The organism is Lactococcus sp. NH2-7C, assembly GCF_029953655.1.
GTDB classification, from domain to species: Bacteria; Bacillota; Bacilli; order Lactobacillales; family Streptococcaceae; genus Lactococcus; species Lactococcus lactis.
Map to the genome: position 1 here is coordinate 2,316,105 of NZ_CP124538.1, position 16,135 is coordinate 2,332,239.

Sequence of the window (16,135 nt, forward strand, 5' to 3'; positions counted from 1 at the left end):
TTATAGTCTCTATTTGTTTTATTGACAATAAAAAAGAACCTTTAAGGTTCTTTTATTTTAGAGTTCAAATTCTAAGAGAATTGGGACGTGGTCTAAGCGTTCACCAGAATCAAGGGGTTCAGAAACTTTAATTGCTTGTGCAAGACGATTGGAAACCAGCCAGTAGTCAATTCTCCAACCTGAATTATTTAGCTTTGAAGTTTTTGCACGTTGGGCAAACCAAGTATAAATACTGCGTCCTTCTTCATAAAATTTCTCAACTTGACCATGGAGTTGACGGAATGTATCAGTAAATCCAGCCTCTAAAAGTTGACCAAATTTTTCACGTTCTTGGTCAGTAAATCCAGCTGAGTTGTGATTGCCACGGGGATTGGCTAAGTCGATTTCTGTATAGGCTGCATTGAAATCTCCGCAAGCAAATACAGGTTTTTGAGCATCAAGACTTGTGAGATAGTTACGATAATTATCATCCCAAATTCCACGTAAATCAAGTCGTGTCAGACCTTCTTGAGCATTTGGTGTATAAACCGTAGTGACAAAGAAGTCAGGAAATTCAAGGGTGATGATTCGACCTTCGGCATCCATAGGTTCAGGAGCATCAATTTCAGGAAAGGTGATGATTGGTTCTGGTAGAGTTTCCTTATAAAGAACCATTGTTCCAGAATAACCTTTTCGAGCAGGTTCTACTGATGAACGCCAGACGATTTTATAACCTTTAAAAAGTTCTTCTAAAACTTCCAAATGAGCTTTTTTAGGGCCAGTTGAAGGAAGTTTGGTTTCTTGAATTGCTAAAACGTCTGGTTGTGCTTGAGCGAGATTTTTAACAACAGCAAGAGAAAGTGCAGCACGTTCTGAGGTTCCAGTCAATGCAGCATTCAGTGAGTCAATATTCCATGATATAAATTTATAGTTCATAATCGTTCCTTTATTTTTAAAAGAATTTCCAAAGAGCCGTGACTTAAAGGAATTCTTAACTTTTATATGATAATTATATCATAGCAAGTAATATGAAACACCTTTCATGTTACCGTTTTTTTGTCTAATTAGTACCTTATGAAGTTAAAACGACACTTTTTCATTTAGGATGGTCGTTGTTAGCTTGCTAACTTACGAATATGCTAGTCGTTTCATCAGAGAAAGTAGTAAGACTCCAGTCAATCTGAGGTCTGCCCATTACCACTTTAGTGTGTTTTGGGTTGTGAGTATTATAACAAACCTAATCGGACAAGCGATTTTAGAGGTTTTTTGGTATAATGTTTAGATGAGAATCTTCTCAAATATCGAGCCTCATTTGCTCGGAAAGAGGAAAATATGACAGAAAACAAAACTTTTTACATTACAACTCCAATTTATTATCCATCTGGGAAGCTGCATCTTGGTAGTTCTTACACAACTATTGCTTGTGACGTGCTTGCTCGTTACAAACGTTTGATGGGCTTTGATACTTTTTATTTAACAGGGCTTGATGAACACGGAATGAAAATTCAACGAAAAGCCGAAGAATTAGGAATGACTCCTAAAGAATACTTGGACCCAATGGCTGCTGATGTTCAAGAACTATGGAAAAAATTGGATATTTCTTATGATAAATTTATCCGTACAACAGACACTTATCATGAAGAAGCCGTTCAAAAAATCTTTGAAAAATTACTTGAACAAGATGATATTTACTTGGGCAAATATGCGGGTTGGTATTCTGTTTCTGATGAAGAATTTTTCACTGAAACACAATTGGAAGAAGTTTTTAAAGATGAAGCGGGCAATGTGACTGGTGGGATTGCACCCTCTGGTCATGAAGTGGAATGGGTTGAAGAAGAATCTTATTTTTTCCGTATGGGCAAATATGCAGATTGGCTCCTTGAATTTTATGAAGCTAACCCAACATTTATTGAGCCGGCAATTCGTAAAAATGAAATGATTAATAATTTCATCAAACCAGGATTGGAAGATTTGGCAGTTTCTCGGACAACTTTCACTTGGGGTATTCCAGTAAAATCAAATCCAAAACATGTGGTTTATGTTTGGTTGGATGCGCTCTTTAACTACGTGACAGCTCTAGGATTTTATGGTGATGACGACTCACTTTATAAAAAATTCTGGCCTGGGGTAAATATGGTCGGAAAAGAAATTGTTCGTTTCCACACTATTTATTGGCCAATTTTCTGTAAAGCATTAGGTATTGAACCACCAAAACAAGTTTTCGCTCATGGTTGGCTCTTGATGAAAGACGGAAAAATGTCTAAATCAAAAGGAAATGTTGTTTATCCTGAGATGTTGATTGAACGTTATGGTCTTGATGCGGTTCGTTATTATTTGATGCGTGCGATTTCTTTTGGACAAGATGGAATTTTCACTCCAGAAGATTTTGTTGGACGGATTAATTTTGATTTGGCCAATGATTTGGGGAATTTGTTGAATCGTACTGTTTCAATGATTAACAAATACAATGACGGAAAAATCGAAGCAACTGGAGTTTCGACTGAATTTGATGCAAGTTTAGAAGAAGTGGTTGAAGAAACAATAAGTCATTTCCATAAAGCAATGGATAAATTTGAATTCAACGTGGCTTTGGCTGATGTTTGGACATTGATTTCAAGAACAAATAAATATATTGATGAAACAGCACCTTGGGTCCTTGCGAAATCAGAAGACGACAAAGCAAAATTGAATAATGTTTTGTATCATTTGGCTGAAAATTTACGGATTGCAGGTAGCCTTTTACAACCATTTATGCGTGCAACTTCAGCTAAAATCTTTGAGCAATTGGGAATGGAGGAAAGATCATTTTCACTTGAAAATCTTTCTTTTGGCTATTCATTTACTCATCCTGTAGTAGCAAAAGGTCAACCTATTTTCCCACGTCTTGATGTGGAAGAAGAAGTTGCTTATATTAAATTACAAATGGCTGGTGGCTCAGCGGACTCCGCTGAGGTGGCAGATGAATGGGTGCCTGAAGAAGTTGAATTAAATTTAACTTTACCACAAATTAAATTTGATGATTTTGAAAAAATTGAACTTAAAGTTGCCGAAGTGCTTGAAGTGGAACCTGTTGAAGGTTCTGATAAATTGTTGAGATTTAAATTGGATGCTGGTGATTCTGAACCACGTCAAATCTTGTCAGGTATTGCACAATTCTATCCAAATGAACAAGAATTAGTAGGTAAAAAATTACAAATCGTAGCCAACTTGAAACCACGTAAAATGATGAAAAAATACGTTTCGCAAGGAATGATTTTGTCAGCCGAATTTGATGGAAAATTGCGTGTCTTGACCGTTGATGATGATGTTCCTGCTGGTTCATTGATTGGGTAATAGCTAGTATAATTTACTGACAGATATTTTTTGCCTGACTTCGTTAGGAGAACATTCGCGGACTCATTTCACTTAAAGAAAAATAGTTTTACTGACAGACAATTTTTGTTATGATCTTAAAAATATTTTTTGACGATGAGTGCTGATGATTTCTGCCAGTAAAATGTGATTGAATAATGAGCATTTTAGCTGTAGATAAAGGAATTGTCGGCAGAGCTGACAGTTCTGTCAGTAAAATGCGATTGAATAATAAGCATTTTATTTGTAGATAAAGGAATTGTCAGCAGAGCTGACAATTCTATCAGTAATATCAAGAGGGGCGGAAGCCCCTTTTTAAACAATATGGAGGAAAAAATGATTTTTGAAGAAGCATTAGCTTTACTTAAAGCGGGAAAAAAAGTAGTCAGAACACAAGGATGGTCTGGTGCCGAAAATTATGTTAAACTCTATGATTCGATTGTTTTAGAATCTGGTGAGAAGCTGGAAGTTACCCCTTATTTCTTGATTAATGTCTCAGGAGAGGGTGAAGGTTTTTCAATGTGGGCACCAACGCCTTGCGACGTTTTGGCTGATGATTGGGCCTTGGTTGAATAGATAGATAGGCTACAAAATGAAATTTTTTGGAAAAAAAGTGCTAATTACAGGTGCTGCCAGTGGGATTGGCTTGGCTCAAACAAAAGCATTTTTGGCCGAAGGAGCAGAGGTTGTTGCTGTGGACTTACAAGAATTTACTGACGAATCTGTCATTAATTCAAAAAAACTGTCAGTAAAAAATCTTGATGTTTCCAATGCTCAATCAGTTGAAAAATTGGCTGACGAAGTGGGAAGTGTTGATGTTTTACTCAATACAGCGGGCGTTTTAGATGCTTACAAAACTTTGGAAGAAACTGATTTTTCACTTTGGCAAAGTATTTTATCAACGAATCTCAATTCAATGTATTTGATGATTTCAGCCTTCTTACCAAAAATGAAAGCTCAAAAATCAGGAGTAATTATCAATATGGCTTCGGTTGCTGGCTTGGTAGCCGGTGGAGGTGGCGTCGCTTATACGGCCAGTAAACATGCCATTGTTGGGTTGACAAAACAGTTAGCTTTGGATGAAGCACAACACGGGATTCAAGTAGCAGCTATTGCTCCAGGGGCCATCAACACACCGATGAATGCGGCTGATTTTACTGAAAATAATGGTCAGATGGCCCAATGGGTAGCCGATGAGACGCCAGCTAAAAGATGGGCTAGTCCTGAAGAAGTGGCTGATTTGACTCTCTTTTTAGCGAGTCCACAAGCCTCTTATATGTCGGGAGCAATTGTCCCGATTGATGGTGGCTGGACAATCAAATAAAAGATATTGAAAGACTTATCAGCATGTTGATAAGTCTTTTATTTTTGTGGGAAAGTCTGTATTAACTACAAAAGTACTGACAGACTTGTTGATTTTACTGACAAGTTGCCCAATTACTTGTTTTTTGTGAAAAAATATCTGTCAGTAATTTTTGCCTTTTTGTTGGCAGGATATTTTGAGGCTCCTACTAGAATTTCTATTGAGTACAAAGAATTATTCCTTCGTTAGCGGAAATAATGCCACTATAATAATTAGATGAAAGCAAATATTTATCAATCCTTTTCATTTCGCAAAAAATCTGCTAAAATAAAAACGTTGCTCAATAGTGAGTTAACCCTTGAGCCTTCATCCCTTTGCTCAAGCATATTATAGGCGAATTTTGTCGCCAAAGGAGAACCTTTTGAAAAAATCAAAAACTTATGATATTGTTACAATCGCAATTGTTGCGGCCCTGTATGTTATTTTAACGATGACACCGGGTTTGAGCGCAATTTCTTACGGACCTATTCAATTTCGAGTGTCAGAAATGTTAAATTTTACAGCCTTCTTCAATAAAAAATATATTATTGCGGTGACAATTGGTTGTATGATTTCAAACTTTTTATCTTTCACTTGGGTAGATGTGATTGTCGGTGGTTTGTCAACTTTAGTATTCTTAAGTCTTGGTGTTCTTTTGTTTGACCGCTTTAAAAAAGATTATTTTTGGAATGGACAGTTAAATAAAGCATTTTTCTTTTTTGCAATTTTCTTTTCGATAAGTATGTTCACCATTGCTCTTGAATTAAAATTTGTCGCAGGAACACCATTTTTGCTGACCTGGGGGACATTAGCTCTAGGTGAATTTGCCAGCTTATTTATCGGGGCATTTGTCATGGATAAATTAGGTAAAAGAGTTGATTTGAGTCGTTAAATAAATGAAAAGCAGCTCAAGCTGTTTTTTTTGAACCATTTTTAGAAGTCAGAATTACTTAATTTGTTATAATTAAAATAAATAAGAGATTGGAGAGCTTTTTATGAAAAAAATCGCTGTAATTGCTGCTTCTGGTAAGGCAGGAAGTTTAATCGCTCAAAAAGCATTTGGGCGTGGTCATGAAGTTACTGCCATTGTTAGAAATAAAGCACGATTAAAAGTTGAAGTGACTACTATTCTTGAAAAAGATATTTTTGAATTAACTTCTGAAGATTTAGCGGGATTCGATGCAATTGTTTTAGCGCATCGGGCACCAGCAGGTCATGAGGAAGATTATTCAAAAGTAGCCCAAGTGATGATAAAACTTCTTGAAAATATAGATAGCCGTTTAATTGTTGTTGGAGGAGCAAGTTCTCTCTATCTTGACGAAAGCCATGAAAAACGATTGCTTGATGTGACACCAACAGATTTACCTTACTATCCAACGCTTTTAGAAATGGCAAAAGCAAGCTTGGTTTACGAAGCTTCAAAACTTAATGTGACCTTCTTCTCTCCTGCAGAATTTTTTGACCCAGAAGGAGTACAAACAAATAATTATACAATTACCGGCGACGTTTTAGGACATAATAAAGCGGGTAAAAGTCGAATTTCATATGCTGATTATGCCGAGGCTGTGCTTAATATGATTGAGGATGGCAGCCATCAACATGAGCATATCGGAATTTATGAAAACTAAAAATTGATGAGTTATCAAAGAGAAAGAACTTAAGTCCTTTCTCTTTTTTTATTTTAAAAAAGTATAATAATACATAAAATTCTTGACAAATAAAAAATAGAGTAGTATAGTGTATAAAAATACATAGAAAGTGTGTAAATATGAAAAAAGTAGCAATTGTCGGAATTAGAGGTTATAGCGGCTTAGAACTGTTCCGAATTTTCTATTATCATCCAGAAGTAGAAGTAATAAAAATATATGCAACAAGTCACTATGGAGAAAAATTATCAGAGCTCTTTCCACAACTTGAAGGCTTTACTGACTTGACTATCAGTGAATTTAATGAAGAAGAGATTATGGCAGATTGTGATGCAGTTTTCTTTGCAACCTCAGCGGGTGTTAGTCAAAAATTAGCTTTAACTTTTATTGATAAAAATTTTCCTGTTATTGATTTATCAGGGGATTTTCGATTAAATGATTTTAAAATATACAATAAATGGTATAAAAATACAGGATTGGATAATGAATATTTATTAAATGTTCAATATAATCTGGCTGACATTGGTCAATCAAAATCAAACTATATCGCTAATCCAGGTTGTTATGCAACAGCAACACTACTTGCACTTTATCCATTAGTTAAAAATAAGATGATTGATTTAGACTCAATCATTGTGGATGCAAAGTCAGGACTTTCGGGAGCCGGAAAAGGTCTGTCTGACACGAGCCATTTTGTGAATGTTGTCAATAATATGTCCATGTATAAAATCAATAGTCATCAACATATTCCAGAAATTGCTCAACAATTAAAGAGTTGGAATTCAAATTTTCAGGCCTTGCAATTTTCAACTTCTTTAATTCCTGTGAGTCGAGGAATTTTTGTTAGTAGCTATGCAAAAGTTGCGGCTGATTTTGATTTTGAAACGATAAAAAAAGCCTATGAACAGGTCTATGCGACAAAAAACTTTGTCAGAATTCGACGACAAATACCCCAACTCTCAGATGTGATTGGGACCAATTTTTGCGATATTGGATTAGCTTATAATCCAGTGACAAATGTTTTGTCAGTCGTTTCGGTAATTGACAATCTTATGAAGGGTGCTGCCGGACAAGCAGTACAAAATTTTAATCAGTTATTTGGCTACGATGAAAGTTTAGGCTTGAATTTTATGCCAAGTCTTTAGAAGAGGAAGAAATGAAAGAAATAAAAGGGACAATTGCAAGTCCAAAGGGATTTTTGGCAGATGCTGTTCATGCACAACTAAAATATAAAAACTTAGATTTAGGGCTAATACTAAGTCAAGTTCCAGCAGCGATTGCTGGCGTTTTTACAACCAATAAGGTTTGTGCAGCGCCAGTATTGATTGACCGTCAAATTGTCAAAAATGGACAAGCACAGGCCATTATTTGTAATTCGGCGGTTGCCAATGCAGTAACAGGCGAGCAGGGTTATGCAAATGCTTTGAAGACACAGAAAATGCTTGCTGAAAAATTTGAACTTAAAGCTGAGGAAGTGGCGGTCTGCTCAACAGGGGTCATTGGGGTACAGCTTCCGATGGAAAAAATTGCCAAGGGAATTTCAAAGTTATTCAAAAATGAAGGGACAGCAGAATATTTTGCCAAAGCAATTTTAACAACAGATACTAAAACTAAAACAATCAACTTTGAAGCTGAAATTGGTGGTCAAATCGTGAATATGGCGGGGGTTTGTAAGGGGTCCGGGATGATTCATCCAAACATGGCAACCATGCTTGCTTTTATTACGACTGATGCAAAAATTGCCCAAGCTTTACTACAAAAAACATTATCAGACATTATTGAAACGACTTTTAATCAGATTACTGTGGACGGAGATACTTCAACGAACGATACTGTTTTGTTGATGGCAAATGGCCAAGCTAAAAATAATGAAATTTTAGAAGGAAGTTCAGACTATCTTTTATTTAAAGAAATGCTGGCAAAGGTTTGTCAGTCCTTAGCCAAACAAATCGCTGCAGATGGCGAAGGTGCAACTAAACTGATTGAAGTGACCGTCAAAGGAGCGCCGAATGATTTAGCAGCACGATTTATTGCTAAAAAAATTGTGGGTTCAAGTTTAGTTAAGACGGCAATTTTTGGCGCAGACCCTAACTGGGGGCGGATTATTTCGTCAATTGGTCAGGTGGCTGATTTTGAAGTTTCTGATATTGAATTAAAACTTCAAGATGAGCTTGTGCTTTATCATTCAACACCAGTTGGCTTTGATGCAGCTTTTCTTTCTGAGAAATTAAAAGAAGATAAAATTGAAATTATTGCTGACTTGAATGCTGGAAGTGGGTTGGGGCAGGCTTGGGGCTGTGATTTGACTTATAAATATGTCGAAATTAATGCTTTATATACAAGTTAAGAAGGAGAAAAAATGACTAATTTATTTGAAAATTATGGTCGCCTACCATTTAGCTTAATCAAAGGAGAAAATCAATATTTATTTGATGACAGGGGAAATAAGTATTTAGATTTCACAAGTGGGATTGGGGTCATGAATTTAGGATATAGTTTTGAAAAAGGCAAAAAGGCGGTGAAAACTCAATTAGACAGCCTGTCTCATCTTTCAAATCTTTATCAGAATCCTTTGCAAGAAGAAGTGGCTGAAAAGTTAAGTCAAAATCATTCTTATAAAGCTTTTTTTTGTAATTCTGGGACCGAAGCTAATGAAGCAGCTTTAAAATTAACTCATCTAATCAAAAAAGATCAGAAAATTTTGGCGTTTACAGATGGCTTTCATGGTCGTACTTTTGGTGCTATGAGCGCAACCATGCAAGAAAAAATTCAAGCAGGGTTTGCGCCTTTATTACCAAATTTTGTGGCTAGCCCTTTTAATGATGTGGTAGCACTTGAGCAAATCCTTGAAAAAGAAAAAATTGGTGCGATTATTTTTGAAATTATTCAGGGTGAGGGTGGCGTTTTACCAATTTCTCCAGATTTTGTTGAAGCTCTAAAAACTTGTCAGCAAAAAGGAATTTTACTGATTATTGATGAAGTTCAAACTGGAATTGGTCGGACTGGAAAACTATTTGCTTTTGAACATTTTGATTTTGAGCCGGATATTTTTACTTTAGCAAAAGCATTGGCAAATGGGATTCCGACAGGTGCGATGCTCGCTAAGACTAAATATGCCAGCTATTTTTCAGCAGGAAAGCACGGCTCAACATTTGGGGGGAATCCTTTAGCAATGGCTTCGGCTAATGAAGTTTTAAAAGAAATTGACAATGGCTTTTTAGAAAAAGTGACTGACAAAGGTAATTTTTTCTTAAAATTACTGACAGAAAAGCTGTCAGTAAAAGCGGCGGTTAAGTCCATCAGAGGTTTGGGATTGATGGTTGGAATTCAATTAACTGACGAGAAAAAAGTTCCAGAAGTTCTTGCTTTATTGCGTGAAAATGGACTGCTTGCCTTGTCAGCTGGTCATGATGTCATTCGCTTACTCCCACCGCTTGTCATGACGGAAGAAGAACTGCAAAAAGGAGCAGAGTTATTGGAGAAAATTTTATGAGAGATTCACAAAACACTGCCCAGACTTTGACCGAAAGTCTCAAATATTTTCTGAAATACCGTGACCAAACCGTTGTCATAAAATATGGTGGCAATGCGATGGTTGATGAAAAAGTGAAAGAGAGTATTCTAAAAGATATTTTACTACTTAAAACGGTGGGAATTAAAGTAGTTTTGGTTCATGGTGGCGGACCTGCGATTGGAGAATTACTTGAAAAGTATGAGCAAAAAAGCCAATTTGTTCAAGGTTTGCGCGTGACAGATAAAAAAACAGCTCAATTAGCACTGACAGCTTTAGCCGGAAAAGTAAATAAAAGTTTGGTTCAAGATATTATTCGTTTAGGTGGCAATGCGATTGGGGTTTCAGGAATTGATGGTAAATTAATAGAAGCCAAACCTATTTCTGAAGATTTAGGCTATGTTGGAGAAATTACGACGATTCATCCGGAAATCATTGAGCGTATCAATCAAACAGATGCTGTTCCCGTCATTGCTTCGGCCGGCATTGGTCTTGATGGTGAAATTTATAATGTTAATGCTGATACCGCAGCCAGTCGAATTGCCGGTGCATTGAGTGCTGAACAATTTATTTTATTAAGCGATGTTCGTGGCTTATATGGCAATTTTCCTGATGAGGAGTCATTTATTGATGAAATCAATCTGACCAATCTAGAAAAGTTAGTCAAAGAGAAAAAAATTACTGACGGAATGATTCCAAAGATTGAAGCCATTAAATATGCCATGTTCGAAGGATTGGGTCAGGCTGTTTTATTAGATGGCCGTGTTCCTCATGCCTTGCTGTTAGAATTATTTACTGACAAAGGGCAAGGAACAATGATTAATCACTGATAGACCAGATAATATAGAGGAGACAAAATGTTTCAAGGAAGAAGTTTTTTAAAAGAAATAGATTTTAGTAAAGATGAATTGCTATATCTGATTGATTTTGCGATTCACCTTAAAAAATTAAAAAAAGAACATATTCAACATAAATATTTATTAGATAAAAATATTGCCCTCATTTTTGAAAAAACATCCACAAGAACAAGAGCAGCTTTTACAACGGCCGCTGTAGATTTGGGAGCACATCCTGAATTTTTAGGTCCAAATGATATTCAGTTGGGCAAAAAAGAATCTATTTCAGATACGGCGAAAGTTTTGGGTTCAATGTTTGATGGTATTGAGTTTCGTGGTTTTAAGCAAAGTGATGTGGAAATTCTTGCAAAAGATTCAGGCTGCCCCGTTTGGAATGGATTGACTGATGATTGGCATCCGACACAGATGCTGGCAGATTTTATGACAATCAAGGAGCATTTTGGCCATTTGCAAGATTTGACCCTCGCTTACGTTGGTGATGGACGAAATAATGTGGCAAATTCTCTATTAGTGACTGGAGCAATTTTAGGCGTAAATATCACAATTATTTCGCCTGAGTCCTTGCAGCCAGCCTTAGAAATACAAAAACTCGCACGTAAATACGCCATGAAAAGTCGCAGTAAAATAAGTATCCGAACAGATTTAAACGGACTTGAAAATGCTGATATTGTCTACACTGATGTCTGGGTCAGTATGGGAGAAGAGGCACAGACAGCCGAGCGGATTAAATTATTGAAATCCTATCAAATCAATCAAAAAGTTGTTGAAAAAATTATTAATAAAAACTTTATTTTTATGCATTGCTTACCCAGCTTTCATGATTTAAACACGGAAGTAATGAAAGAAATTAAGGAAAATTATAACCTTAATGAATTAGAGGTTACTGATGATGTTTTTAATTCAAAGAATTCGGTCGTTTTTGAGCAAGCTGAAAATCGAATGCATACCATAAAAGCCGTCATGGCAGCTACTTTGGGAAATTTATTTATTCCTAAAATATAAAAAAGAGATGAAGCGTTAAATAAGAGGAAATAGCCCAGATTTAATGCTTTTTCTTTTTTTAGGAACCAAAAGTACCGTTCCTCAGGGAAAGGCATACAAAAAAAGTTTTTTTTGGTATAATAAGGGATAAAACTATAAAATAATGGAAGTTTTTAGTGAAGGAGATTTTTATGCTCAAGCTTCAAAAAAAATTAAAGAATGATTATGGACTTGTCTTCAATGATGAGGACTTATTGAAAACAGCTTTTACGCATTCTTCATTTACGAATGAAGAACGGCTCCCAAAGATTGCAAACAATGAACGTTTGGAATTTTTGGGAGACGTTGCCCTATCTTTGGTTATTTCCGATTATCTTTATCGGACTTATCCTGAGAAATTAGAGGGAGAACTTTCCAAAATGCGCTCAAGCATTGTTCGGACAGAATCACTTGCCAATTTTTCACGCTCATGCGGTTTTGGTGAGTTTTTGCGATTAGGTCATGGTGAAGAAAAAATGGGCGGTCGTGACCGCGAAACAACACTAGAGAACCTTTTTGAGGCTTTTTTAGGTGCGCTTTTTATTGACCAAGGAATGGATGAAGTTCGTAAATTTATCCAACATGTAGTCATTCCTCACGTTAAAAATGATGACTATGTTAAAGTGATTGACTATAAAACAGAACTTCAAGAAGTGTTACAAATTGGTGGAGAAACAACGATTAGCTACAAGATTCTGAAAGAAGAAGGGCCAGCTCATGACCGTTCCTTTGTGGCCGCGGTTTTTAACAATGGTAAAGAACTCGGACGAGGGCTTGGAAAATCTAAAAAAGTTGCAGAACAAAAAGCAGCAGAAAATGCAATAAAAGGGCAAAACCATGTATCTTAAAAAAATGGAAATTGTCGGCTTCAAATCTTTTGCCGATAAGACTAAAGTTGAATTTGATAAAGGGATAACCGCAGTTGTTGGTCCAAATGGTTCTGGGAAATCAAATATTGTTGAAGCATTGCGTTGGGTTTTGGGCGAGCAATCGGCTAAAGCACTTCGTGGTGGAAAAATGCCCGATGTTATTTTTGCTGGAACTGAAAAAAGACGTGCTCTTAATTATGCTGAGGTCATTGCTCATTTTGACAACTCTGATCATTATCTGCAAGGACAAGATGAGAATGAAGAAGTTGTTATTACCAGACGTTTATATCGAAATGGCGATTCCGAGTTTTTGATGAATGGTCGTAAATGTCGTTTGCGTGATATTCATGATTTATTCACAGATACTGGGCTTGGACGTGACTCTTTATCGATTATTTCCCAAGGACGGATTGAATCTGTTTTTAATTCTAAACCGGAAGAAAGACGTGCCATTTTTGAAGAAGCGGCAGGTGTTTTAAAATACAAAAATCGACGAAATGAAACTGAATCAAAATTAAATTCAACCCAAGATAATCTTGATCGTTTAGAAGATATTATTTTTGAATTAAATAGTCAGCTCGTTCCCTTACAATCGCAAAGAGATATTGCACTCCGTTTTCAAGAACTTGAGGCAGAACGTTCAGACCTGTCACTTTCTGTACTGGTTGGTCAGCTGGAATCTAAAAAAGCCAAATTTGATCAAACAGAATTTGATTTGGCGCAAGTAGCGCAGGAATTAGTGAGTTTATCAACTCGTAAAAAAGTTTACGATGAACAAGTCAGTCAATTACGCACAGAACGCCAAAAAGTAGAAGCCGAGCAAGAAAAATTGCAAGCTGACCAGCTTAATTTTTCTAATCTAAAATCAGATTTAACAAGAAAAATTGAATTATTTGATGTTCAAAAAGATTCATCAGAAAAATCAGCTGCGGAACGCGAAGATCGTTTAAAAAACTTAAAAAGTCGTTTAGAGATCACTCAACAAAATTTGGCAGAAGTTCAAGAAAAATCAGAACTTTTACTGACAGAAAAAAATGACTTAGATAAATTACTGACAGAGCTGTCAGCAGATTTAGCGACCTTATCTGAATCACCAGAAGTGGTCATGGAACGCTTACGTGATGAATTTGTTCAATTAGTTGAAGAAGAAGCACAAATTTCAAATGAAATCGTGAGAAATAAGGCTGAAATTACAGATTTGAGCCGTAGACAATCTGAACAGGATGAGTCTGTCAAAGAAAATTTAACTAAATTTGAAAAAATCAGTCAAGATTTATCTGAAGCACAGGAAAATTTATATACCGTTAAAAAGGAAATCGAGACCCTTTTAGCGAAATTTGAAGAAGGAAATCAAGCAGAGAAAAAGCAGGCAGAATTAGAACGTTTAGCCCAAAATAAAATGTATGATTATCTGCAAGAACTTAACCAACATAAAGCCCGTTTGACTTCCTTACAAAATATCCGTGAGAGCCACAGTAATTTATTTGCTGGTGTTCGTGCCGTTATGCAAAATGCTTCACAAATCGGTGGTGTGATTGGTGTTGTTTCTGATTTATTGACCTTCGACCCTAAATATACAACAGCCATTGATATTGCTCTAGGTGGCGGGAGCCAAAATGTAGTCACAGAAGACGAAAATGCGGCCAAAAGAGCAATTGCTTTTCTACGTGAAAAAAGATTAGGACGGGCGACTTTTCTACCATTGACAACGATTAAAGGAAGGGACTTTAATGGTTTAAATCGTATTCAAAATATGACAGGATTTATTGATTTAGCAATCAATCTTGTAGGCTTTGAAAGTCGTTTGCATAAGGCAATGAGTTCACTTTTAGGAACAACGATAATTGTTGATTCGGGAGAAAATGCAACTGCTATTGCTCGAGCAATGAACTATAATGTTCGAATTGTTACACTTGACGGAACCCAGATTAACCCTGGTGGTTCTTATGCAGGGGGAGCTGGGAAACGTAATTCAACAACTTTTACTTCTGTTGAAATAAGTAATTTAGAAAAACAAATTAAGTTATCAGAAGAGCAGTTAAAAATTTCGGAGAAAGAAGTTCAAAAAACTCAAAAGGCTCGTCAAGAATTGCTAAAAGAAATTGAACTTTTGAAAAGTCAAGGGGAAGAGAAACGTTTTGTTGAACAATCTTTGAATTTGAAGATTGAACAATTAACAGAACAAAAAGTTGCGCTAGAACAATTAACTAATCTGTCAGCAGATCAAGAAGCAACAGGGAATTTGCTTGAATTAACTAAAGAAAATGAATATAAAGTAGAAGTTCTTGCAAAAATTACAGAGCGAAAAGCTGAAATTGAAAAGCAACTTGAAGAAGTTAAAACGAATAGTCAAGAGCATAAAGCTTTGCAATCAGAGAAAACAGCTGCTTTAAATCAGGCTCAACTTCGTCAATCAGAAGTGGTCAGTGAATTGAAATTCACCAAAGCAGATGAAAAACGTTTACTGACAGACTTGTCAGCATTGACAGAAGAAAAAAATCAACTGACAGCACTTTTAAATCCTGTCCAATTTGATGAAACAGAAAGAAATAATTTCTCAAAACAACTGATAGAAGTGGAAGAACGCTTAAGTCAAATTAATGTCCGAATGGTAAGTTTAAAATTTGAACGTGAAGATTTAGCGGCTCAAATGGAAGATTTAGAACAGCATAATCAAGATTTTATCCAGCAAACGCAAGAACTTAACACGAAAAAAACGCGTTATGAAATGCAATTGGAGCAAATTGAAGGACAATTGATGACACTTCAAGAAACGTTAAATAGTGAACATCAAATTAGTTTTGAAGAGGCGCAAGCCACTGCAAAAATATTGGATGATTTAGCGGAGGCTGAGCAAAAACTCAAAAATCTAGAACGTCAAATCAAGGCATTAGGACCAATTAACTTGGATGCCATTTCTCAATTTGATGAAGTCAATGAACGCTTTACTTTCCTTTCAAGTCAAAAAGATGATTTATTAGAAGCTAAAAATCTTCTATTGAGTACAATTGATGACATGAATGATGAAGTTAAAATTCGGTTTAAAACAAGTTTTGATGCGATTCGTGAAAGTTTCAAAACGACCTTTGCTCAAATGTTCGTTGGTGGGCTTGCTGATTTAGAATTAACAAGCGACAACCTTCTGGAAGCTGGGGTTGAAATTAAAGTACAACCGCCAGGTAAAAAATTATCAAGTTTAAATTTGATGAGTGGTGGAGAAAAAGCGCTGACGGCTTTAGCTTTAATTTTTGCAATTTTAAGAGTACGAACAGTACCTTTCGTTGTTCTTGATGAAGTTGAAGCGGCACTTGATGAAGCCAACGTTAAACGTTTTGGTGATTACATGAATCACTTTGATAAGAGTAATCAATTTATTGTCGTAACACATCGCCGAGGAACTATGGCGGCAGCGGGTTCAATGTATGGCGTTACAATGGCTGATGCTGGGGTTTCTAAGATGATTTCGGTTAAGCTTGATTCGGCTATTAATTGAAATTTAAGATAGTTTTAATCTATTAATGCTAAACTATAAATTGATTTTTGAAGGACTGCCTAATTTA

The 16,135-nt window shown here is 36.0% G+C and carries 13 protein-coding genes and 1 riboswitch; of the genes, 12 read left to right on the top strand and 1 reads right to left on the bottom strand.

What is annotated here, in order from left to right; genetic code table 11:
• Positions 1 to 57 precede the first annotated feature (57 nt).
• Positions 58 to 915 (bottom strand): exodeoxyribonuclease III, encoded by an 858-nt coding sequence (locus QJV49_RS11645; protein ID WP_225511721.1) that lies wholly within the window; start codon positions 913 to 915, stop codon positions 58 to 60.
• A gap of 396 nt (positions 916 to 1,311) precedes the next feature.
• Between QJV49_RS11645 and metG the strand changes: the two genes are divergently transcribed.
• The 12 genes from metG to smc all read left to right on the top strand — a co-directional run bounded on the left by metG (position 1,312) and on the right by smc (position 16,068).
• Positions 1,312 to 3,312 (top strand): methionine--tRNA ligase, encoded by a 2,001-nt coding sequence (metG, locus tag QJV49_RS11650; protein WP_225511722.1) that lies wholly within the window; start codon positions 1,312 to 1,314, stop codon positions 3,310 to 3,312.
• 354 nt (positions 3,313 to 3,666) lie between these two features.
• Complete coding sequence (locus QJV49_RS11655) at positions 3,667 to 3,906, top strand: DUF2829 domain-containing protein (RefSeq protein WP_225511723.1); 240 nt, start codon at positions 3,667 to 3,669, stop codon at positions 3,904 to 3,906.
• Between the two features lie 16 nt (positions 3,907 to 3,922).
• Positions 3,923 to 4,654: a 3-oxoacyl-ACP reductase gene (locus QJV49_RS11660; protein ID WP_225511724.1), complete on the top strand. Its 732-nt coding sequence runs from the start codon at positions 3,923 to 3,925 to the stop codon at positions 4,652 to 4,654.
• A gap of 297 nt (positions 4,655 to 4,951) precedes the next feature.
• Positions 4,952 to 5,057: riboswitch (PreQ1 riboswitch) on the top strand.
• A complete protein-coding gene (locus QJV49_RS11665; RefSeq protein WP_023188848.1) occupies positions 5,055 to 5,564 on the top strand; it encodes a QueT transporter family protein in 510 nt (169 codons plus the stop codon). It overlaps the preceding riboswitch by 3 nt.
• A gap of 103 nt (positions 5,565 to 5,667) precedes the next feature.
• Positions 5,668 to 6,300: an NAD(P)-dependent oxidoreductase gene (locus QJV49_RS11670; protein ID WP_225511725.1), complete on the top strand. Its 633-nt coding sequence runs from the start codon at positions 5,668 to 5,670 to the stop codon at positions 6,298 to 6,300.
• 140 nt (positions 6,301 to 6,440) lie between these two features.
• A complete protein-coding gene (gene argC / locus QJV49_RS11675) occupies positions 6,441 to 7,463 on the top strand; it encodes an N-acetyl-gamma-glutamyl-phosphate reductase (protein WP_225511726.1) in 1,023 nt (340 codons plus the stop codon).
• 11 nt (positions 7,464 to 7,474) lie between these two features.
• Complete coding sequence (gene argJ / locus QJV49_RS11680; RefSeq protein WP_225511727.1) at positions 7,475 to 8,665, top strand: bifunctional glutamate N-acetyltransferase/amino-acid acetyltransferase ArgJ; 1,191 nt, start codon at positions 7,475 to 7,477, stop codon at positions 8,663 to 8,665.
• Between the two features lie 12 nt (positions 8,666 to 8,677).
• Complete coding sequence (locus QJV49_RS11685; protein ID WP_225511728.1) at positions 8,678 to 9,811, top strand: acetylornithine transaminase; 1,134 nt, start codon at positions 8,678 to 8,680, stop codon at positions 9,809 to 9,811.
• Positions 9,808 to 10,659 carry an acetylglutamate kinase gene (gene argB, locus QJV49_RS11690; RefSeq protein ID WP_225511729.1) on the top strand — a complete coding sequence of 284 codons (852 nt, stop codon included), beginning with the start codon at positions 9,808 to 9,810 and terminating at the stop codon, positions 10,657 to 10,659. Before QJV49_RS11685 ends, argB begins: the two co-directional genes overlap by 4 nt.
• Positions 10,660 to 10,686: 27 nt before the next feature.
• The gene (gene argF / locus QJV49_RS11695; RefSeq protein WP_225511730.1) at positions 10,687 to 11,688 is read left to right on the top strand and encodes an ornithine carbamoyltransferase; all 1,002 of its coding nucleotides are present in this window, start codon (positions 10,687 to 10,689) and stop codon (positions 11,686 to 11,688) included.
• 170 nt (positions 11,689 to 11,858) lie between these two features.
• A complete protein-coding gene (gene rnc / locus QJV49_RS11700) occupies positions 11,859 to 12,554 on the top strand; it encodes a ribonuclease III (RefSeq protein WP_010905569.1) in 696 nt (231 codons plus the stop codon).
• Positions 12,544 to 16,068, top strand: coding sequence for a chromosome segregation protein SMC (gene smc / locus QJV49_RS11705; RefSeq protein WP_225511731.1), 3,525 nt, complete (start codon positions 12,544 to 12,546; stop codon positions 16,066 to 16,068). The genes rnc and smc overlap by 11 nt, the downstream gene beginning before the upstream one ends.
• Positions 16,069 to 16,135 lie beyond the last annotated feature (67 nt).